Consider the following 20,152-nt stretch of genomic DNA (forward strand, 5'->3'; position numbering starts at 1 on the left):
TGAGAATCATGTTGAAAGTCATTGCCATAATGCTCGGTATGCTTTCTCCCTTAACCTATATGTCTGTTGCTCAGCCTGATATTAATCATCTGTATGCGCAGTCTGCCGTACAGCAGGCTGCGTATCAGGTTCCGGTTAATCAAGCTGTGCAGCGTAGCATTTCAATGAAATCTTTTGAAACCATGAATGGTATTTCCTTATATGATCGTAAGCAGGATGTGCTGACCAAGAGAGGGAAGCCAATTCAGATCAAGCCAGATCCAATCACGGGCTGTTCTGAATATCAGTATAAGGATGCTACAGTGGGAGTATGCGATGGTATGGTCAATTATATTCATGTACCGCTGTCTTCTCAAAAAATGCAGGTGAATGGTGCGTGGATACAGTTACAACAAGATAAGATTATCAATACATTGGGCAAACCACAGTATATTGCCGAAGATGGTCAAGTATTTATAAGAGGTGATCGTGCAATCAAAGTATATAGCGATCCGGACACAGGTGCCCTGCAAGGTGTAGACTTCTTTGATAGTGCCAGTGAATAAATAGCTTTTGCTAAATAATGCTAACATTACTGACGTTTCATCTTGGTCCCTGCGGGTTAAAATTACAATGAGCAAGATTACCAGGTGATTGATTAAAAATAGAGGAGAGTGCAAACCATGAATTCATCTAATAATGCAAAAGCTTACGCCAAGATTGTGGAGAACGGAGTACAAGCTGTTCAAGAAGTTAATCAACTTCGAAGTACAGGTTATGTATACGAGAATATTTTCGTATTAGCTCATGATGGTAACCGTACAGAGCGGATTGCTGACACAGCGGATGCAAACGAAGTTGGTATTAAAGAAGAAGGCATGTTTGATGCTCTTGCTAATTTGTTCCGTTCACGCGGTGATGAGCTTCGTGCCAAAATTACTTCCTTCGGGTTTACAAAAGCTGAAGCTGATTTTTATGAGAAAGAGCTAGACTTAGGTAAAGTTCTTGTTATAGCTAAAAAGGCTGAATAAGCTATCGATATCTACTGATATTATTTTCCAAAAATATAGATAAGGAATGGGACTATGAGTCTCATTCCTTATCTATGTTTTTGGAGCAGATCGCTTGTATGCTTTTTGTTCCAAAGAATATATAAAGTTACAGGATAAAAATCGTGAAGTAAATGTTATAGTATAGATTAGGGAATTTTTCGTCAATTTCATTAGAACTTAAGGAGAGATTTATGAGAATCTTAATTGTCGATGACAACCCGACGAATGTCATTATCATTCGTGAAATATTAAAGAAGGAAAATTATCGCGATATCGATACCGCGCCTTCGGCTAAGGCTATGTTTGATAAACTAGGACTATCTGAAGCGAATATACTCGAATCGAAAGCAGCGAACTTCGACTTGATTTTATTGGATATGATGATGCCTGAAATGGACGGCATCGCCGCTTGCAAAGTTATTCAACAACATGACCAATTTAAAGATATCCCTATTATAATGGTTACGGCCGTTGGTGATTCCAAGAAACTTGCTGAAGCGCTAGATGCAGGAGCAGTAGACTATGTAACCAAACCGATTAATAAGGTCGAGCTCATGGCTAGAATTAGACTGGCTCTTCGTTTAAAACAAGAGAAAGACTGGCACAAAGAACGTGATCAGCGGATGCAGGATGAATTGAAGTTAGCTGCTCTTGTTCAGAATGCGGTGCTTAGCCCTGCAATTGAAGAAGAATCATTTGAGGTGCATGCCTTGTATCAACCTTCTGCAGAACTAGCAGGAGATTTATATGCTTGGTTTGAACTCGGTAATGGTAGATACGGCGTCATTTTGATCGATATTATGGGACACGGTATTTCCTCTTCTTTGTTCTGTATGTTTATTGCATCGGTGCTTAAAGACACGGTTACCACCTATGTAGAGCCAGAGAAAGTTATTCAAGAATTGAATCGACGCTTTAGTCAACTTCATATCGATAGTCAACTTGTGCAGTACTATTTTACGGCAATCTATCTCGTCGTGGATACTCGAATGAAACGCATTGACTATGTAAACGCAGGACATCCACCAGCGTTATTCTTTCAGGAGGATGGACAAATGATTCAATTGGATCATGCCTGCTGTCCGGTTGGACTTTTTGACAAGATGGATATTGAACCACAAACTTTATATTACGAAGGCGAAGGGCATATTGTCCTCTACACTGATGGATTGCTGGAAATCATCAAGGGTGAACATGATGAACAAGTAAACTTTCTCGCTAGTCACTTGAAAGGCAATCATGATTGGAACGAGGAACGTATGCGTGAAGCTTTTTTTGAAGACCACGGCACCCAGGAACGAGAAGATGATAAATGTCTGGTGTGGATCTCTTTAAAGAAGGAGTAGATGCAATCGATGAAAATCAAATCGAAATTAATCATTGGATTTAGTGTCTTGATGATCATAATGGTAGGTTTGACAGTTGTGGGCTATGACCGCCTCAACTATATGAATAAACAAGTAGATCAAATGTACCAAGATCGTTATCTTAAAGTACGCAATTCGACCTCAATACGAAGTGAAGTGAATAATGTTTCACGTTCCCTTGTGAATCTCTTATTGAACAGAGGTAGTTCTGTAGAGAGTGAAGAGATAGAAATGAAAGCCATGATCGCTCGAGGTAATAAAAACTTAAAGACTGTTCTCTCTCGCGATCTTTCACCTGAAGAGAAACAGATGGTGGACCGAGTGCAAATTGCATGGAATCAATTTTTGGACTATCAAGTCAAAGAAGTTGGGCTTATTGCAGAGGATAAATTAGCAGAGGCGAATAATTACCGCAATTCGACGGGTCTACCTGTTCAGATTGAGACATTAGCAAGTGTTAATGAGCTGGCTAAGTATCAGGATATGCAGATTGATAAGGAAATTAAGGTTGTTAAGGATGCGAATCAGCGATCGATCCAAATTACTGCGGCTATGATGATTATAGGATTATTATTGGGATTGGGTGTAATCCTTTGGGTCATTCCAAGTATCACCAAAGGGCTTAATGTAGTAAATATGATGATTAGTAGCTTTGGAAAAGGGCATATGAAAGCCATTCGACGAATCAAAGTAACTTCAAAAGACGAAATTGGTGAAGTTGCTCGCGTCTTCAAAGATATAGCTGAAGATTTGGAAGAGAAGCAGGAGCTGGAAGCTGTATATTTGCAAGCTCAACATGATCAGAATTGGCTAAGTTCGAATACAAGCAGAGTAACCGAACTGCTACAGGGGATCAACTCAAGAAAACAATTATCGCAAATGTTTATAAGCGAATTCACACCAATATTTAAATCTAACTATGGTGCGTTATATATAGTAGATGACAACAATCCAGATCTATTAATTTTAAGTGGATCGTATGCTGGTGAAGGTGATCAGACGCCTAGAAATCAAATTAATCTCGGCGAAGGCTTTGTAGGCCAAAGCGGTTTGGACCGTAAGCCTATTTTGGCCGAATTACCTGAGAACTATGTGTCCATATCCTCGGCATTTGGTGCAGTCTCTCCAACACATCTAATGGTCTATCCAGTTATATTTGAAGATGAGTTGCTGGGAGTGATCGAATTTGCTTCATTCCAACCTTATAAGGAATTGAAACAGAAACTGGCAGCTCAATTAAGCGTGAGTCTTGGAATTATAATTAATAACATTAATCGTCGAGTTCGTGTGGAGGAATTGCTGCGTGAATCTCAAGCGTTGACGGAGGAATTGCAGTGTCAGTCGGAAGAATTACAGACACAGCAAGAGGAATTGCGTCGCTCGAATGAGAACCTTGAAGAGCAGACAGAGGCACTTAAAAATTCCGAGGATCTTTTACAGCGTCAACAAGAAGAACTTGAGCATTACAATACGGATTTGGTTGCTAAGACAAGAACTTTAGAAGAGCAAATGCAAGAGCTTGAAGAGAAGAATATTCAGATTGAAGAGTCTAAGTCGAGATTAGAACAGCAGGCGATGCAGCTTGCCGTTACGAGCAAATATAAATCGGAATTTTTAGCGAATATGTCTCATGAGCTGCGCACACCGCTGAATAGCTTATTAATCCTTTCTCAGCTATTATCCGAAAATAAAGAAGGTAACTTAACGGCTAAACAATCGGAGTATGCTCATACCATTTACATGTCCGGTGCCGATTTGCTCAAGATGATTGATGAAATTCTGGACTTGTCTAAAGTGGATGCAGGTAAAATGCAAGTTAACCGTGAATCTATTCATCTCATGGATTGGAAGGGCTTTGTGAACCAGAACTTTGTTCCCCTTGCCAATAAGAAACAGATCGCGCTTAAAATGAATTATGAAGATAATCTTCCGGAAACTATTATTACGGATGGGCATCGTGTAAAACAAATTCTTCGCAATTTATTGTCTAATGCTTTTAAATTTACAACACAAGGATCTGTGACTTTTGGTGTGAAAAGAGCGGATTCGCATAAGCTTCCTTCATATCTTTATAGAGATCGTTCTTATCTGGCTATTACAATTAAGGATACAGGTATTGGTATACCGCAGAACAAAACAGATCTGATCTTTGAAGCATTCCAGCAAGTAGATGGAACGACGAGCCGGAAGTATGGCGGTACGGGACTCGGGCTTTCTATAAGCAGAGAATTATCCCGACTACTGGGCGGTGGTATTGAGGTTCAGTCAGTGGAAGGTGCAGGAAGCTGCTTTACGCTGTATTTACCAATGACAGAAACAGATGCTGATTATATGGAGCGTAGTGGTGAAGGTGCAGCAACGATGGAGCAGACCACAGAAGGAAATAAAGTCATGTTACTACCATCTGCAAACCGCGATGTCTCAATTGAAGAGATGGAAGAGGCGGAAGCGGAAGCTCAGAGCGCTGCTGCAGAGCCTGTAGAAGATGATCGCAATCATATTACGGACAAAGATAAAGTACTTCTAATCATTGAAGATGATATTAATTTCTCAAATATACTACTGGATATGGCTAGAAATCGTGGGTTTAAGGGTATTGTAGCTGCGCAGGGTGATATTGGCTTGAAATTTGCCCAATCCTATTTACCAGATGCTATTATTTTGGATATTCAACTTCCAGTGATGGATGGATGGTCCATCCTTGGCGAATTGAAGAGTTCGGCTTCAACACGACATATTCCAGTTCATATTGTGTCGGTTGTGGATGAAGTGAAGCAGGGATTGATGATGGGCGCAATTGCTTATTTGAAGAAACCATCTTCTAAGTTAGCTTTGGAGAAAGCATTCTCTCATATTGAATCGTATACCGAAAAAACGGTTAAGCATTTGTTGATCGTCGAAGATGATCAGATACAGCAAAATGCTATTATCGAATTAATTGATCATGATGATGTATCCATTACGGCAGTTTCAACGGGGCGTGAGGCGCTTGCTGAACTACGTAAACAGCATTATGACAGCATGGTGCTTGATTTAATGCTCAGTGATATGACAGGTTTTGAGCTTTTGGATCAAATCCAAAATGATGATGATCTAGGTGATCTTCCTATTATTATTTATACGGGTAAGGATCTAGATAGCAAAGAAGAAATGGAGCTTCGTAAATATGCAGAATCCATTATCATTAAAGATGTGAAGTCACCGGAACGTCTACTAGATGAGACGACCTTGTTCCTACACAGAGTTGAAGCTAATATGCCGGAAGATAAGCGCAAGATCTTACAGAAGCTGCATAACAAAGAAGTATTATTCGAAGGTAAGCGAATCTTATTGGTTGATGATGATATTCGTAATGTATTTGCTCTTTCCAGTGTATTAGAGAGCTACGATATGGATGTAACGTTTGCTGAGAATGGACGAGAGGCTATTGAACTACTTACCAGTGGTAAGGAGTATGATCTCGTTCTAATGGATATGATGATGCCAGAGATGGATGGATATGAAGCAATGCGCCTTATCCGCAAAATGCCGCAGTTCCTAAAACTGCCGATTATTGCTTTGACTGCTAAGGCTATGAAGGAGGATCGTTCCAAGTGTATTGAAGCTGGAGCATCCGATTATGTTAAGAAACCTATTCAAACGGAACAACTTCTTTCATTAATGAGAGTATGGCTGTATTCGTAACCCGAATTTTTGGGTAATGAATATTGGGTAATAAATATAGTGATTCAAATTTTAGTGACGTAACCGCTAGAATTAGCAGGGGGATATGCAATGGATTCAATTCATCCGGACGATTATGGACTAAGTAAACCGGAAACTGATATTACTGAGCGTGAAGATATTGAGCTTGAACTGCTTCTGGTCGGTGTTCACCGATTATACGGATATGATTTCCGAAATTACGCTCTGCCGTCTTTAAGACGTAGAATATGGCATTTCATACACGCAGAAGGACTTGGGAATATATCTGAATTGCAAGGAAAAGTGCTACACAACCGTGCAACTTTTGAACGAATGGTGCATAACCTATCCATTCCAGTTACAGAGATGTTTCGGGATCCTAATTTATTCTTAACGTTCCGTCAAAAGATTGTTCCGATTCTACGGACGTACCCATATATACGAATTTGGCATGCTGGATGTTCAACTGGCGAAGAGGTCTATTCCATGGCCATCCTTTTACATGAAGAAGGACTTTATGATAAGTCGAGGATATATGCTACTGATATGAATGATCGATCACTGGAGACTGCTAAGCAAGGCGTCTTTGGGATTGAGAAGATGAAGCTATATACTAAAAATTATATGGAAGCGGGAGGGACCCGCTCTTTCTCCGAATACTATACGGCTAAGTATAATTCGGTTATATTTCAACCATTTTTGCAAAAGAATATTATATTTGCTGAACACAACCTGGCAACGGATCGTTCATTTAATGAATTCAATGTTATACTTTGCAGAAATGTAATGATTTACTTCAATGATGAACTGAGAAATCATGTTCATAAGTTATTTCACGACAGCTTAAGCAATTTCGGTATTCTTGTTCTCGGGTCAAAGGAATCGATTCAATTCACAGAATTAAGTGAATCGTATGAATCCCTTGATCGTGTTGAGAAGATATATCGAAAGATTAAATGATAAAGCGGGAGGTTGCTATGGGGTTTCAAGAACCGATTCATATATTACTGGTAGATGACCGTCCGGAAAACTTACTCGCTCTTGAAGCAGTATTGGAGAGCGAACAGTATAATCTAATCAAAGCTACCTCTGGTGAAGAAGCACTTCGTTGCCTCTTGAAGGATGAGTTTGCTGTGATTATTCTCGATGTTCAAATGCCAGGAATGGACGGAATTGAAACTGCCAAACTTATTAAGGCGAGAGACAAGACGAAGGATATTCCAATCATCTTTATTTCGGCGAATAGTAAGGAAGCCGAGCATTTGTTTGCAGGGTATTCTGCAGGCGCTATAGATTACATGGTTAAGCCTTTTATTCCGCAAATTCTGAAGTCCAAAATTGAAGGCTTCGTCGATATGTATATGACCAATAAAAAGCTGAAGACGCAGTCCATGCTGCTTCAGCAAAAGACACAAGAATTAGAGAAAATTAACCATGAATTGGTTAGAGCGAAAGAGGCTGCTGAAATTGCAGCCAAAGCGAAGAATGAATTCCTTGCCATGATGAGTCATGAAATTCGTACACCGATGAACGGCGTCATTGGTATGGTTGACTTATTAATGGAAACGGATCTAGAAGAAGAGCAACAGGAGTATTCAGAAATTATCCGTAAGAGTGCAGATGCGCTCGTGACTGTTATCAATGATATTCTGGATTTCACCAAAATGGAATCGGGTAAAATGGAGCTTGAAGAGCATCCCTTCGAATTACAATCCTGTATACAGGAAGTATTCAGCCTCTTCTCCATGGAGGCAGGTAAGAAGGATCTCGAACTCGTATACTTTATTGACGAGAAGCTTCCAAGTATTATTTATGGGGATATGGCGCGGCTTCGCCAAGTTTTAATCAATTTAATTGCGAATGCCGTTAAATTTACCCAGCAGGGCGGCGTATATTTAATGGTATCACTTGCAAAAACTCTTGATAATACAATATCCATTGAGTTTGCAGTTAAAGATACTGGGATTGGTATTTCGGCAGATAAAAGAGATCGCTTGTTCCAACCATTTTCACAGCTCGATTCATCGATGACCCGCAAATATGGCGGAACTGGATTAGGCTTAGCCATCTGTAAATCTCTGGTTGATATGATGCAAGGCGAGATCCGAGTGGAATCAATGGAAGAGAAGGGTGCGACTTTTATCTTTACGATTCAGGCAAAGGAGCATGAAGAAGAGGTATATGCTCTAGGGCTAGGTGATGAATTTGAGCAGAATGTGCAGCCAGATCCATCCGAATCATCACCAAGTGTTCTGGTTGTAGATGATCATCCCGTTAACCAAAAACTGATTGTAAGTATGCTCAGTAAGCTTGGATTTGTTGCTGAAGTGGCCGAAGACGGTAAACAAGCCGTAGAGAAAGTGCAGATGCACCGAGGATATGACTTTATATTTATGGATTTACAAATGCCAGTCATGGACGGACTTGAGGCAACCTCGATGATCAGACAACAGCGCTGTGATCATAATCCCATCATTATCGCCATGACTGCTAATGTAATGGAAGGTATTCAAGACCGTTGTAAAGAGGCTGGCATGGATGATTACATCAGCAAACCAGTTAAAATGAGTAGCGTAAAAAATACGTTATCCCGATATCCTCTGCCTTTTCAGAAATTTGAAGAAACTCTTGGTCTAACTGCATCTCTTGATTGAGTTAACATGATCAGGATTTTATGTTCATGTACTGATTCAAAGCTTATAATTTTGGTTAATTAGATAAAGAATATGAATTTCGGGAGAGAATGTCTATGAATACAAATAAAAATGAAAAATTTAATGCAACGACTGAAAGTGGAGAAAACAAGACAACTGTTTTTCTAAGCGGTGAGTTAGATTTATCCGTTGCACCAGACTTTAGGTTAGTTATGGAGCCTTTAGTTGGAAATTCTGATCTGGATTTGTTTATTAACCTCAAAGATTTGAAATATATTGATAGTACCGGCATTGGGATTCTGTTATCCATTCTTAAAGCAAGACATGGAATGAATGCCCGTTTTGTTGTCGACGAAGTACCGCCTCAGATTCAAAAATTGTTCGACATGACAGGTATCGCCAAGTTTTTTGCTCCAAGTGAGAATTCCCAATAGGAAAGGATCGAAGAAAGAATGAATTCTGAAGTACAAAGAGTCGTTATAACCTTGCCGGCTAGTGCGGATTTTGTTGATATCGTAAGATTAAATTTATATGGAATTGCTTCTAAAATGGGCTTTTCTTATGAAGAAATAGAAGATATGAAGGTTGCTGTATCTGAAGCTTGTAACAATTCTGTTTTGTATGCTTATGGGCAAGAGGGCGGAATGGTAGAAGTTTCTTTTGAAGTGAATAACAATCAATTATCGATTAGTGTCAAAGATGAAGGAGCCAGTTTTGAAGGCACCACTCGCTCAGGTAATAGCGTTACTCTACATGATAAGGAGTTGAATGATGTAGAGATTGGTGGTCTTGGGTTCTATTTGATGGAAGCGTTAATGGATGATGTGACTATTCAAAATCAATCGGGCCGTGGCACGCAGGTAATTATGAAGAAGCGACTCATGAAAAGTGAGGAAACGGTATGAGCGATAAGGTGACTCCCACAGAGTCCATGAGCGATGCCATTAGTATGATCTGGGAATACCAGCAAACTAAAGACAATGAGATCGCTACCGTTCTTATCAAGAAATATGAACCCATGGTTAAAATGGCTGCGGGTAAAATCGCCCGTAACCGTCCCGATCTCTATGAAGATTTGTTTCAGGTCGGCCAGATGGCTTTGATTCGTCTGTTTCAACAGTACGATATTAGCTTAGGAGTTCCTTTTGAACCTTATGCTATGAAGAGCATGATTGGTCATATGAAAAACTTCCTTCGGGATAAATCATGGTATATTCAGGTGCCAAGACGAATTAAAGAGAAGGGTGCGCAAGTCCAACAGGCTATTGATGAATTGACTGTTAAATTGGAGCGCTCCCCGAATGTTCGTGAAATTGCTGAATTTCTTGATTTGTCGGATGAAGAAACGGTAGAAGTGCTCGCAGGACGGGAATGCTATCATTATGTTTCGTTGGATTCTCCTTTGTCCCAGGAAGATTCAGGGGCTACTTTAGGAGAGCTGATTAGCTCTGAAGTTAATGATTATGATTCTGTAGAGAAACGCATGGATTTACAGCAAGCACTCAGTCAATTGAAGGATCAAGAGCAAAAAGTTCTTTTGCTTGCCTTCCAAGATGGTGAGTCGCAGCGTTCCATTGCTCAGAAACTTGGCGTTTCGCAAATGAGCGTATCGCGTATACAGAAGAGAGCTACAGAGAAACTGAAAGAAATTATGTCAAATGCTAATCTATGATTAATAAGGTGACTGCTTTATTCATATATGCCGGACGTTAGGACACGCATATTTCTCTAGGGGAATGTAAAGCGTGTCCTTTTATGTTGTATCACAAGAACGATAGGAATGGGGTTCGTAATGGAGAAGCATACCGTGAGCAATATATTATCCTTTGCAGGTCATTGGGAGTGGCATGATATTGTAATTGATAACTGGTCATCAGACGAACTGAAAGAGGTAATGAAAATACATCCTTTAATTGCGGATTGGTTAAAAGTCATTCCAGAAACTACAGAGGATTACTTATCTGTTCGTTTTCCCGACGGCATTGAGGCAGTGATGTTTGGTACATTGCCGTATTCCATTAAGTCTGAGGTTGAAGACAGCGGAGAAATGGATCAGTTACATTTTTTTGTAATACACAATAAGTTAATTACCATTAACTTGGATAATAATACTCGTCAGATCATGGCAACTCCGGAACGTATTGCTCTTTTACATCAATGCCGTAGTGCGGTCGACGGTATGTTTGTACTAGCACGTACCATTCTTCATTATTTCCATTTAGGGCTAGATCGCTTTGAAGGAACGCTAAGAGAGATTGAACGGGCAATGGAGATGGATAATCAAAGGCATTTGATGGACCAAATTCTGAGTTCCCGCTTCGCTTTGTTATACTTAAGCAATTTGTTTACTCCTTATCAGGAATTAATGGCAGCTTCTAAGGAAGCCTATCTGGATAAACTGAAGGATAGCCGCCCCTTTATGCAGTTATTTCATAGAATGGAACGTATGGATCATGCTTTCCGGCATTATGAAAAAGAAATTGATACATTAATTGCAATAGATGATGCGATTTCAGCTTTTCGAGGAAATGAAATTATGAAGACATTAACCATTCTTACAGCGATGTTTACACCAGCGACTGTGGTGGGTGCCATATGGGGAATGAACTTCGAGAATCTACCAGCAATCAAGGTCTCTTGGGGATTTATTGGCGTGATGTTGATGACATTCCTCAGTACAGCAGGTATGTATATATGGATGCACAAGAAGGGCTGGACAGGGGATATCCTTAGGGTTAGAGCAAGAAAATCTAAAATTTAATGTAACGTTATTAAATGTTTATATAGTAAAAAAAGAGCCTGAGGATATGTATTCCTTATAGGCTCCTTTTTGTATGAAGTTAAGAAGAGAGTTAGGATACAAGCGTGCATCCGTTTCTCAAGAGCCTTTTACCATGTAATAAATTGATTTATCGTAGAGGGATTAGATTAATCGTTGATATACAAGTAGAAGTTGTTGATCAACCTCACTATATCTTGGATCGTTGAGGTCTAGAGGAGGTGTGAATGTTGCCTTATCCCATTCCACTGTTAACCGGCCATCCGACTGCTGAGTTGCTGGAACAGTATAAACACATGGATCTTCTTGCGATGAACTGTGTAATCTCAGAATAAATAACTCTTGATCCTCTGTGATTCGGTGCTCGAAGGAATAAGCTTGAAAAGCCTGACGAACGAGTTCTGAAGGACAAGTAAGATGTTTTAATCCCAGATGAGACATGAGAGAGACCTCCTTTGTTAATTCTTTATTTATAAGCATCAATATATTTTAATAAATCACCAACATAGTCACCAATAATAGGTAATGTTACGAATAGGCTTAGAATGTACCCTAGTAGACCCAGAACGACAAACGTACCAAGAGAAAGACCCAGTCCACGTGATAAGCCCGAAGTGAAATTCGAAATAATTCTCTTTTTGGGATTCGTGTAGTTCTCCAAGATGTCTTTAATCTGGGATTTATCGAGAGAGTCAGCAAGCTGATCTAAGCGGGTATTTAGGCGCTTGACTTCATGTCTTAATTCAAATGGATGTTCATCCACATTATATGGGTTTACTTTACTCAAGGTCATCCCTACTTTCTTTATCATTGTATTGAGCTCAAGTATTCATGAATTGTTGAGAACAAAAATAGCCAGCTTTATCAGCTGGCTATTGCTGTGGAAAGCATCTTAGTAAGATGTTTTATTGAATTCTTTACGAACGTCTTTAGAAGCATCCGCAGAGGTATCTTTCACATCATTCGAAGCTTTTTTAACATCGGATGCGACATTATCTGATTCTTTCTTTACGTCAGAGGCAACATCAGAAGAAGCTTGTTTAACACTATCCATGATATTGCTTCTGCTTTCATTTACAGTTTTAGCAATGTCCATCGTTTTAGCAGATACTGTTTTTGCTAAGTCTGTTGTTTTTTCACCAACAACGGAAGCAACCTCTTTTGTTTTATCAGATACAACTGTGAAACGATCGGAAAGATCTCCACGAAGTTCACGTCCTGGTTTTGGAGCAAAGAGAAGAGCTGCTGCGGCACCAATTAAACCACCAATCAATGCACCTTTTACAAAAGTTCCACCACTTTGTACTGGGTATTCCGTTTCTGCCTTATTCATAATTAAACACTCCTTTTATATGATTTGTAATGTTTATTTGGTATTACGCTGTGCGTGAAAATAATCTGCTGATCAGACCTAGAAGGAAAACAAAAATCGCTGTTCCTAGAATGGCTGGTATTACTCGGAAATCACCGATAACTGGACCCCAGTTACCAAATAACCAGGCTCCGACCCAGGCGCCGACAAAACCAGCGATCATAGAACCGATAACGCCTCCTGGCATATTGTGACCTACAATAGCGTCACCGATGATACCGATAATGATGGCCATGATGATACTGATAATAATTCCCCACATTACGATCGCCTCCTTTTCTTAAGTTTTCAAGTTTCGTTGTTTGACTTGCTTACATGGTACTTAAACTAGAGAATAAATAGTGAAACAATATTGTTAAAAAGCGAAGTAATATGGAGAAAATGATATTAATGGGGAGATAACAATTAATAAGTTAGGCAAAACATGCTAATAGGCGGCTTTACAAATAAGTTTGTCCTATTTAATTGGGTTCTGGATAATTAGTCTGCGAAGATAAACACTTTATACTATACTGTAAAAGTTAATAATTTATGAAACAACTGATGAAGACGAAGGAGAGAAGACCTTATGGATAAGGTGCTTGTCCAAGAATACCGTGCTGATATTATGGAATGTGCTCATCACGGTCACATATGTATAGTTAATGATAAGGGTGACGTTCAGGCCTATACTGGAGACCCTCATTTCGTCACCTTTACTCGGTCAGCAGCCAAACCATTGCAGGCTATACCGGGAATTCGTGCGGGTATTGCAGCCCATTATGGTTTAACTGAACAAGAAATAGCAATTATGACTGCTTCGCATTTAGCCGAGCCAGAACACGTCAAGGTGCTTGAGAGCATTCAGAAGAAAATTAAATCGGATGATCATGTTCTTGTATGCGCGGCTAGTTATCCACTAGATGAAGAAAGTAAAGAAAATCTCCTGCGACAACAAGGGCATAAGAGACGCCTTTACCATAATTGCTCCGGTAAACATCTTGGTGTATTAGCTTATAGTGAAATGAAAGGCTATTCAGCACAAGATTACGCGAAACCTGATCATCCCGTTCAGCAGGAGATTATCGAATTAGTGTCAAATATGTGTGATATTGAAACACAGCATATTGAGCTGGGTACAGATGGATGCGGCTTTCCTGTATTTGCAATACCGCTCTCTGCCATGGCAACAGCTTATATGAAGCTGGCATGTCCAGACTTAATTAGCGATGATGCCACACGCTCAGCAGTACAAACAATAACTGCTGCAATGAATCATTTTCCAGAGATGGTAGGTGGACGGGGAAGGGTCGACTCCTTAATTCTGAAAGATACTAACATTGTTGCTAAAGGTGGATTTAAGGGAGTTTACTGTTTCGGCTTGAAGAAAGAACGTTTGGGCGTTGCTTTTAAAATTTTAGACGGATCTGAAGAAGAGTGGGCGTGGATTGTACAATCTATTCTAGAGCAAATTGGATATGAGCATCGAGATACGATTGAACAGTTAAAGCTGCATTTCTCTACCGAAATATATAATGATGGTGGGCAACAGGTTGGATATGCCAAGCCAGTATTCCAGCTTCAATCGTAATCAAAGGGTCGTGCTAATTAAGATAAAATTAAATGAAGCGCTTACACCTCCACTGCAATAGCAGATGGAGGTTTTATTTAATTTGGGCACCAGCAAATGATTAAAGCCCACAGGATAGGGGTAAGAATTACATATTCAACAGCAAGCTCATGGAGGTGTATATATATGATTAAAGTTATAACATCAGCTGAACGCCATACCTCGGAGAGAGGATGGATACACAGCGAATTTAGTTTTTCATTTGCGGATTATGATGATCCGAGTAACGCGCACTTTGGCTGTCTTTTGGCACATAACGATAATCAGTTAGGGCCGAAGCAGGGATTTAAGAAGCATCCGCATCATGATTTGGAAATTGTCAGTTATGTGATTTCGGGTACGCTTGAACATGATGATGATATGGGTAACACAACGCAGTTAGAGGCAGGTACCGTTCAGGTAATGAGCGCGGGTACTGGCATTAATCATTCAGAGAAGAATCCTTCTGAAGAAGAGCCAGTACGCTTCTTACAAATGTGGTTTCTTCCTTCAGAACCAGGGCTAGAACCTACATGGAAATCTAGTGTGTATTCTAAAGCAGACAGAACCAATAAACTTGTACCTGTAGTAAGTGGAAGAAGTCATCAAGAAGGCGGTGCTCTATCCATCCAACAGGATGTAGATATCTATCTGCCTATACTCGAAACAGGACATGAATTCGTTTTCCCTCAGCAGGAGCATCGTAGAACGTACCTGTTCTTAATCTCTGGCCACCTTGAAATCGGGTGTAATGATGGTACATTCCAATTAGAACCTGGAGACGCTGCACGGATTCATAATTCATGTGACCTTCATATTAAAGGAACGAGTAGTGAAGGCCAGGCAGAATTTGTGTTAGTAGATATTCCCTAAAATGCGTATAGCCATAGAAAAGCCCCCTGATGACATTGGGATTCGTGATTTCACGACCTAATGGATTAGGGGGCTTTTTTGGATGTTAAAAGATTATTTATTCCGAAGGCGACCCAGCTCTGTAGCGATGGCTTCAACTTCTGAAATACTGAGGTTACTTTTGCTCATAACCAGTTCGTAAATATCCTGAATATCCTCATACTGCTCAGTTGAGAAGGCGGAAGACTGCATCGCTGCTCCACTAGCCATTCTCAGCTTCAATTTAATTTCTTCAATCATATAATCAATATTTTCAGAACTTTTTTGGGATAAATCCTTCACGTTTCTATCATCCTTTCAATACATCAGTTGTTCATATTGTAGCATGTCTTGAGAAGCATCACTATTTATTTCGCAGGCATCGTCATGGAGTTTTCCTGTTTTGCGTTTATGAAGTAAAATCAGAATACAACAAAAGACAGACAAACCAAGAGTTAAGGAGCCTTATACATATGAATATCCAAGATCCTCATATAAGTCACAGCAGCAGTAAGCATATGCAGAAAGTGGATGCAGCAGGGCTGACTGATTTTTTCAAGCAAATACATACCTTGCATTCAATGGATACAATAACCTTCCTATGTATAGGTACGGATCGGTCTTCGGGAGATGCGCTGGGTCCACTTACCGGTTCGGAGCTATGCGGTTACGGCGTCCCACATGTCATTGGAACACTCCCATTACCTTGCGATTCCAATAATTTCGTGGCGAATGTAGCAAATATCCCTAAGCATCATATTGTGATTGCTGTGGATGCATGCTTAGGTCAGCCCAATTCTATTGGTAAATATATAGTCTCTCATCAACCACTTATTCCTGCGCAGTCCGTAGGGCAGGCTTTACCGGCTGTAGGAAACTATAGTGTAGCTGCGGTGGTGAATGCGAATTCGCCTAAACCCTATGCTACACTTCAAGTTACGTCCTTATTTCAAGTCATAACAATGGCTCGCCAAATTGCAGCTTCAGTGGCGGAGGGATTCGAACTTATTAATTAACTAATGTAATTATGGTTTCAAGTGAGTGTCTTTGGCTTAATAATATACATAAATATGAGTTGCTACATAGTAGGGAAAGCTATTTAATACAGGAAACATATAAACATGGATTACAAATCAATCGATATAGAAAGAAGGATTCATCATGGAAAAAGTACTATGCGACGGATACACACTCTGTTATGCCGAACAAGGTCAAGGCGAGCCCATCGTTCTCTTGCATGGATATTGTGGGAGCTCAGAATATTGGGACAAGGTAGTACCACTTCTCTCAGACAAATATCGCGTAATTGTGCCCGATCTCAGAGGACACGGACATTCGGACGCTCCGTTAGGTGCTTATTCGATTGAACAAATGGCCGATGATGTGATGAAGCTTTTGGATGAACTTAAAATAGATAAGGTTACACTTTTTGGACATTCTTTAGGCGGTTATATTACGTTGTCCTTTACACAAAGATATGCTTCGCGTTTAAATGGTTTTGGATTGATTCATTCAACGGGGTTCCCAGATAGTGATGAAGCGAAAGAAAAACGTTTGAATGCAATTAGCACCATCCAGTCCGAAGGAATTACAACGTTCATTGATGGAATGGTTCCAGGCTTGTTCACGCCGGAAAATGCAGAATCAAACCCTGAATTTATACAAAAAGTGAAGGAAATTGGCTATCAAACACCTCCACAAGGTGCGGCTGGTGTTGCACTTGCTATGCGTGAACGTCCTGATCGCCGTGATGTTATATCTGCATCTGTGCTACCAATACTATTGGTTGCAGGTGAGAAGGATAAGCTTATCCCTGCTGAGAAAACTTTTACCGTGGATAAGCCTAATGTGACTCAAGCAGTGATCGCTGGAGCTGGACATATGAGTATGTTTGAAGCGCCTGAAGAACTTGCAAAAGTGATGAAGGCATATCTAGAGAATATCTCTTCAGCTGCTGATAAAAAGTAAATCGTAAAATAATATATATACATGTAAACCGGAGGCCAGCGGCCTTCGGTTTTTTATATGAATAGGTTACGCTGGCTTTGCCCTTCCGAATGGCTTACAATCGAGAAGTACTTGTACGATTATCTTCAAAGAGAAAGGAGCAGAATGAAGTATGTTCCGTAAGGATTATCTCATGCAAATGGTTGAAGATATGATGGAAGTGGTCGGCAAAGTATTTGGACTCAAGCAGGAACGTAAGTTTACTGAGGCGCTGTGGGAGATTGATGATCTATTAAGCAGATCATTTCGTCTGAATTCACGTCTTTTGAATTCATTGTCCGTAGAGGATATTATTGATATGTTTCGTCTAAGCGGCGGCGTGGAAACCGATAAACTTCAAACCGTTGCCAGGCTCTTGCAGGAAGAAGCGGCCGTGTATAAGGAGATGCAGCAGGAGGAAGAGTCGGTCAAACGACTGATGAAATCTCTTCATTTGTATTTGTTTGCCCATATGAATGGAGCTGATCAAGAACTTCTTAAACTAACTGATCGCATCTATGAAATTCGGGAACAAGTGAGAGGTTATCGGGTTCCGGTGAAAACAGAAAGATTAATCTTGAGTTATGAAGAACAAAGAGGGCAGTATGGCGAGGCTGAGAATTCCCTGTATAGACTGCTCGATCAAGCAGAGTTGACTGAGGAAGAGGGTTTTGGATTGTATAACAGGCTACTTCAGTTCGATGATGATGCTTTAATAGCGGGTGGACTTCCCCGTAATGAAGTTGAAGAAGGATTACAGGAGCTGCGACGTAAATTTAGTATGTAAAAGGGCGCGCGCTTACATTGGTTAGAAAGTGAGATGTACTAGCTTGGAATCATTACGAAAACTCATTAATCAAATTACAGCAGAAGCTTCCTTAATATCGGCTACACTTAGTCAATTGCGTAAAAAAGAAGGGGCTACGTATACCAAAGTTCAAATTAAGCCTGTCGAAATAAAAAAACAGCTGCAATACCAATTTGCTTATTATTATAGCAATAAGGTCGTACATGAGAATATTTCTCCAGTGCAAGCTGAGATCACGCTGAATGAACTGTTTCAGAATACGTTCCGTCAGGCTGTGATATGTACGCCAGAAGCGGATTATCAAATTCTGATTAGTAAAAAATATAAAGTATCTATCCTTACGAAAACGGCAACGAAGACTGCTGCGGATCTTGCACATAATCGTAAAAAGCAGTATGTGCTTGAAGAAGGACAACCCATTCCTTTCTTAGTCGAACTCGGCATTATGAATGAAGATGGGAAAGTATTAACACGTAAGTACGATAAATTCAGACAGATTAATCGCTTTCTTGAGATGGTTGAAGATGTTCTCCCTAGTCTTCCTATTGGACGGCCGATTACAATTGTTGATTTTGGATGCGGTAAATCGTATCTGACTTTTGCTCTTTATCACTATTTAGCTGTTCAGGAGCGAAGAGATCTGCGAGTTGTTGGTCTCGACCTGAAGGCAGACGTGATCGAACATTGCAGTTCACTTGCGAAGCGATTGCACTATAACCAGTTGCAGTTCCTTGTTGGTGACATTGCTGATTACGATGAGCTTGAACAAGTGGATATGGTCGTTACTTTACATGCATGTGATACGGCAACGGATGCGGCTTTAGAGAAAGCTGTTCGCTGGAATGCATCTGTGATATTATCTGTCCCTTGCTGTCAGCATGAGATGTTTACACAAGTGAATCAACCGCTTTTGGAACCTCTGTTATCCCATGGTATTCTAAAAGAACGCTTCTCCGCTTTAGCAACCGATGCAGTCCGTGCGAAATTGCTGGATTTAATGGGATACCGAACACAGCTCCTTGAATTTATTGATATGGAACACACACCAAAGAATATTTTAATCCGTGCTGTTAAAGGATCTGCGGCGAATCGCAATCAATTATGGCGAGAATATGAAGCATTTCGAGATTTCTTGCAGGCTACTCCCTATTTGGAGAAGGTTTGCGCAGACCTGCTTCCAGCATCGAGTTTGAAACAAGATGTAGTTCAGTAAAAGATGAGGAGGAAGACCGTGAATATGTGGGGATGGAGAGCATTGTATGTTGCTCTATGGGCGGTAATTATCGCTTCCTGTATGAAGTCAGGCCTTTATTTTTCCGCGGATATGTATCCCATTCTCATTGGATATGGGATGCTTTGCTTCTTTCTCGGTTTATATTTTATCCTCCCGCGAAGCAGGAGTTTTTATGTTAAGGAAAAGTTCATTTCATCGACTTTACGTTCCTATGGAACATGGGTATGGTGGATTTGTCCTATTGTTATGTTACTTCTCTATGGAATGCATGCATCCATAGGATCATTATCCGTGCAGGGAAGCGTCAATCAGATGCTACGATGGGGATTGTATGGATTATGTGCAGTAACCGCATATGCTATGGGTAAACTACAAGGCGGGCGGAATATGTTGGCTTTTATTTGGCATACAGCTGGGGGTATTCTGGTATTGTCAGCCCTGTTAGCGATATATAGTGTTGTGCCACTAGATCATGGTATTGCTCATACCTCGAATCGTGGTATTAGTGCGACGGGCGCACGCTTGGGGGGGCTTCTTCAGTATCCGAACACCTTCGGCGTCTTAATGGCTGCATTTCTGCTTGAACGTTTGTTTTCACTCATTCCTTTGCTACAGAGGGGACCTAGCACGGCTCGTCTCATGCTCGCCTCTTTGCCGCTGCTGCCTTACACCGCCGCGCTTCTGCTGAGCGAATCCCGCGGCGCATGGCTTGCCGCCGGCGTGGTCACCGCTATCGGCCTACTGCTGGAGCGGCGCCG

21 protein-coding genes and 1 pseudogene are annotated in these 20,152 nt (G+C 40.5%); 17 read left to right on the plus strand and 5 right to left on the minus strand.

From position 1 onward, the window contains the following. The first annotated feature begins 8 nt into the window (after positions 1–8). From JCM16418_RS21120 to JCM16418_RS21165, 10 genes are all read left to right on the plus strand, one after another. Positions 9–545, plus strand: coding sequence for a hypothetical protein (locus tag JCM16418_RS21120; protein ID WP_036652943.1), 537 nt, complete (start codon positions 9–11; stop codon positions 543–545). Positions 546–662: 117 nt separating this feature from the next. Continuing rightward, positions 663–1,010, plus strand: coding sequence for a YflT domain-containing protein (locus JCM16418_RS21125; protein WP_036652945.1), 348 nt, complete (start codon positions 663–665; stop codon positions 1,008–1,010). Between the two features lie 212 nt (positions 1,011–1,222). Then, positions 1,223–2,377: a SpoIIE family protein phosphatase gene (locus tag JCM16418_RS21130; protein ID WP_036652946.1), complete on the plus strand. Its 1,155-nt coding sequence runs from the start codon at positions 1,223–1,225 to the stop codon at positions 2,375–2,377. A 9-nt stretch (positions 2,378–2,386) separates the two neighbouring features. Continuing rightward, complete coding sequence (locus tag JCM16418_RS21135) at positions 2,387–6,082, plus strand: response regulator (protein WP_036652978.1); 3,696 nt, start codon at positions 2,387–2,389, stop codon at positions 6,080–6,082. Between the two features lie 90 nt (positions 6,083–6,172). Continuing rightward, on the plus strand, positions 6,173–7,042 hold the full coding sequence (locus JCM16418_RS21140; RefSeq protein WP_052020644.1) for a CheR family methyltransferase: 870 nt from the start codon (positions 6,173–6,175) through the stop codon (positions 7,040–7,042). A 17-nt stretch (positions 7,043–7,059) separates the two neighbouring features. Then, positions 7,060–8,736 (plus strand): hybrid sensor histidine kinase/response regulator, encoded by a 1,677-nt coding sequence (locus tag JCM16418_RS21145; RefSeq protein WP_036652947.1) that lies wholly within the window; start codon positions 7,060–7,062, stop codon positions 8,734–8,736. 95 nt (positions 8,737–8,831) lie between these two features. Beyond that, positions 8,832–9,170: an STAS domain-containing protein gene (locus JCM16418_RS21150; protein WP_036652948.1), complete on the plus strand. Its 339-nt coding sequence runs from the start codon at positions 8,832–8,834 to the stop codon at positions 9,168–9,170. An 18-nt stretch (positions 9,171–9,188) separates the two neighbouring features. Then, a complete protein-coding gene (gene rsbW / locus JCM16418_RS21155; protein WP_036652950.1) occupies positions 9,189–9,641 on the plus strand; it encodes an anti-sigma B factor RsbW in 453 nt (150 codons plus the stop codon). Next, positions 9,638–10,408 (plus strand): sigma-70 family RNA polymerase sigma factor, encoded by a 771-nt coding sequence (locus tag JCM16418_RS21160; protein WP_036652951.1) that lies wholly within the window; start codon positions 9,638–9,640, stop codon positions 10,406–10,408. The genes rsbW and JCM16418_RS21160 overlap by 4 nt, the downstream gene beginning before the upstream one ends. 135 nt (positions 10,409–10,543) lie before the next feature. Next, positions 10,544–11,497 (plus strand): magnesium transporter CorA family protein, encoded by a 954-nt coding sequence (locus JCM16418_RS21165; RefSeq protein WP_242403934.1) that lies wholly within the window; start codon positions 10,544–10,546, stop codon positions 11,495–11,497. 162 nt (positions 11,498–11,659) lie between these two features. Here the strand turns inward: JCM16418_RS21165 and JCM16418_RS21170 are convergent, their stop codons facing one another. The 4 genes from JCM16418_RS21170 to JCM16418_RS21185 all read right to left on the minus strand — a co-directional run bounded on the left by JCM16418_RS21170 (position 11,660) and on the right by JCM16418_RS21185 (position 13,149). Continuing rightward, positions 11,660–11,956: a hypothetical protein gene (locus JCM16418_RS21170; protein WP_036652955.1), complete on the minus strand. Its 297-nt coding sequence runs from the start codon at positions 11,954–11,956 to the stop codon at positions 11,660–11,662. Between the two features lie 25 nt (positions 11,957–11,981). Beyond that, the gene (locus tag JCM16418_RS21175; RefSeq protein ID WP_052020646.1) at positions 11,982–12,326 is read right to left on the minus strand and encodes a DUF5665 domain-containing protein; all 345 of its coding nucleotides are present in this window, start codon (positions 12,324–12,326) and stop codon (positions 11,982–11,984) included. A gap of 81 nt (positions 12,327–12,407) precedes the next feature. Beyond that, a complete protein-coding gene (locus tag JCM16418_RS21180; protein WP_036652958.1) occupies positions 12,408–12,848 on the minus strand; it encodes a YtxH domain-containing protein in 441 nt (146 codons plus the stop codon). Positions 12,849–12,891: 43 nt separating this feature from the next. Continuing rightward, on the minus strand, positions 12,892–13,149 hold the full coding sequence (locus tag JCM16418_RS21185; protein ID WP_036652960.1) for a GlsB/YeaQ/YmgE family stress response membrane protein: 258 nt from the start codon (positions 13,147–13,149) through the stop codon (positions 12,892–12,894). Between the two features lie 306 nt (positions 13,150–13,455). Between JCM16418_RS21185 and JCM16418_RS21190 the strand changes: the two genes are divergently transcribed. Then, positions 13,456–14,457 (plus strand): asparaginase, encoded by a 1,002-nt coding sequence (locus tag JCM16418_RS21190; protein WP_036652962.1) that lies wholly within the window; start codon positions 13,456–13,458, stop codon positions 14,455–14,457. A gap of 165 nt (positions 14,458–14,622) precedes the next feature. Next, the gene (locus JCM16418_RS21195; protein WP_036652965.1) at positions 14,623–15,348 is read left to right on the plus strand and encodes a pirin family protein; all 726 of its coding nucleotides are present in this window, start codon (positions 14,623–14,625) and stop codon (positions 15,346–15,348) included. Between the two features lie 93 nt (positions 15,349–15,441). Here the strand turns inward: JCM16418_RS21195 and JCM16418_RS21200 are convergent, their stop codons facing one another. Further along, positions 15,442–15,669 (minus strand): DUF1128 domain-containing protein, encoded by a 228-nt coding sequence (locus JCM16418_RS21200; RefSeq protein WP_036652966.1) that lies wholly within the window; start codon positions 15,667–15,669, stop codon positions 15,442–15,444. A 170-nt stretch (positions 15,670–15,839) separates the two neighbouring features. On the opposite strand from JCM16418_RS21200, the gene yyaC reads away from it, so the two are divergent. From yyaC to JCM16418_RS21225, 5 genes and pseudogenes are all read left to right on the plus strand, one after another. Continuing rightward, a complete protein-coding gene (gene yyaC, locus JCM16418_RS21205) occupies positions 15,840–16,382 on the plus strand; it encodes a spore protease YyaC (RefSeq protein ID WP_036652968.1) in 543 nt (180 codons plus the stop codon). 145 nt (positions 16,383–16,527) lie between these two features. After that, positions 16,528–17,334 carry an alpha/beta fold hydrolase gene (locus JCM16418_RS21210; RefSeq protein ID WP_036652971.1) on the plus strand — a complete coding sequence of 269 codons (807 nt, stop codon included), beginning with the start codon at positions 16,528–16,530 and terminating at the stop codon, positions 17,332–17,334. A gap of 151 nt (positions 17,335–17,485) precedes the next feature. Beyond that, the gene (locus tag JCM16418_RS21215) at positions 17,486–18,139 is read left to right on the plus strand and encodes a DUF6483 family protein (protein WP_036652973.1); all 654 of its coding nucleotides are present in this window, start codon (positions 17,486–17,488) and stop codon (positions 18,137–18,139) included. A gap of 43 nt (positions 18,140–18,182) precedes the next feature. Further along, positions 18,183–19,373, plus strand: a complete 1,191-nt coding sequence (locus JCM16418_RS21220; protein WP_036652975.1) for a class I SAM-dependent methyltransferase — start codon at positions 18,183–18,185, stop codon at positions 19,371–19,373. Positions 19,374–19,391: 18 nt separating this feature from the next. After that, positions 19,392–20,152 (plus strand): annotated as a pseudogene (locus tag JCM16418_RS21225) (O-antigen ligase family protein); the annotation flags it as partial.

This window comes from Paenibacillus pini JCM 16418 (assembly GCF_000576305.1).
GTDB classification, from domain to species: Bacteria; Bacillota; Bacilli; order Paenibacillales; family Paenibacillaceae; genus Paenibacillus_AQ; species Paenibacillus_AQ pini.

What these genes read in the sequence shown, in the direction of transcription:
- JCM16418_RS21120 (WP_036652943.1), top strand. Translation starts at nt 9, where the DNA reads ATGTTGAAAGTCATTGCCATAATGCTCGGTATGCTTTCTCCCTTAACC.
- JCM16418_RS21125 (WP_036652945.1), top strand. Translation starts at nt 663, where the DNA reads ATGAATTCATCTAATAATGCAAAAGCTTACGCCAAGATTGTGGAGAAC.
- JCM16418_RS21130 (WP_036652946.1), top strand. Translation starts at nt 1,223, where the DNA reads ATGAGAATCTTAATTGTCGATGACAACCCGACGAATGTCATTATCATT.
- JCM16418_RS21135 (WP_036652978.1), top strand. Translation starts at nt 2,387, where the DNA reads ATGAAAATCAAATCGAAATTAATCATTGGATTTAGTGTCTTGATGATC.
- JCM16418_RS21140 (WP_052020644.1), top strand. Translation starts at nt 6,173, where the DNA reads ATGGATTCAATTCATCCGGACGATTATGGACTAAGTAAACCGGAAACT.
- JCM16418_RS21145 (WP_036652947.1), top strand. Translation starts at nt 7,060, where the DNA reads ATGGGGTTTCAAGAACCGATTCATATATTACTGGTAGATGACCGTCCG.
- JCM16418_RS21150 (WP_036652948.1), top strand. Translation starts at nt 8,832, where the DNA reads ATGAATACAAATAAAAATGAAAAATTTAATGCAACGACTGAAAGTGGA.
- rsbW (WP_036652950.1), top strand. Translation starts at nt 9,189, where the DNA reads ATGAATTCTGAAGTACAAAGAGTCGTTATAACCTTGCCGGCTAGTGCG.
- JCM16418_RS21160 (WP_036652951.1), top strand. Translation starts at nt 9,638, where the DNA reads ATGAGCGATAAGGTGACTCCCACAGAGTCCATGAGCGATGCCATTAGT.
- JCM16418_RS21170 (WP_036652955.1), bottom strand. Translation starts at nt 11,956, where the DNA reads ATGTCTCATCTGGGATTAAAACATCTTACTTGTCCTTCAGAACTCGTT.
- JCM16418_RS21175 (WP_052020646.1), bottom strand. Translation starts at nt 12,326, where the DNA reads ATGATAAAGAAAGTAGGGATGACCTTGAGTAAAGTAAACCCATATAAT.
- JCM16418_RS21180 (WP_036652958.1), bottom strand. Translation starts at nt 12,848, where the DNA reads ATGAATAAGGCAGAAACGGAATACCCAGTACAAAGTGGTGGAACTTTT.
- JCM16418_RS21185 (WP_036652960.1), bottom strand. Translation starts at nt 13,149, where the DNA reads ATGTGGGGAATTATTATCAGTATCATCATGGCCATCATTATCGGTATC.
- JCM16418_RS21190 (WP_036652962.1), top strand. Translation starts at nt 13,456, where the DNA reads ATGGATAAGGTGCTTGTCCAAGAATACCGTGCTGATATTATGGAATGT.
- JCM16418_RS21195 (WP_036652965.1), top strand. Translation starts at nt 14,623, where the DNA reads ATGATTAAAGTTATAACATCAGCTGAACGCCATACCTCGGAGAGAGGA.
- yyaC (WP_036652968.1), top strand. Translation starts at nt 15,840, where the DNA reads ATGAATATCCAAGATCCTCATATAAGTCACAGCAGCAGTAAGCATATG.
- JCM16418_RS21210 (WP_036652971.1), top strand. Translation starts at nt 16,528, where the DNA reads ATGGAAAAAGTACTATGCGACGGATACACACTCTGTTATGCCGAACAA.
- JCM16418_RS21215 (WP_036652973.1), top strand. Translation starts at nt 17,486, where the DNA reads ATGTTCCGTAAGGATTATCTCATGCAAATGGTTGAAGATATGATGGAA.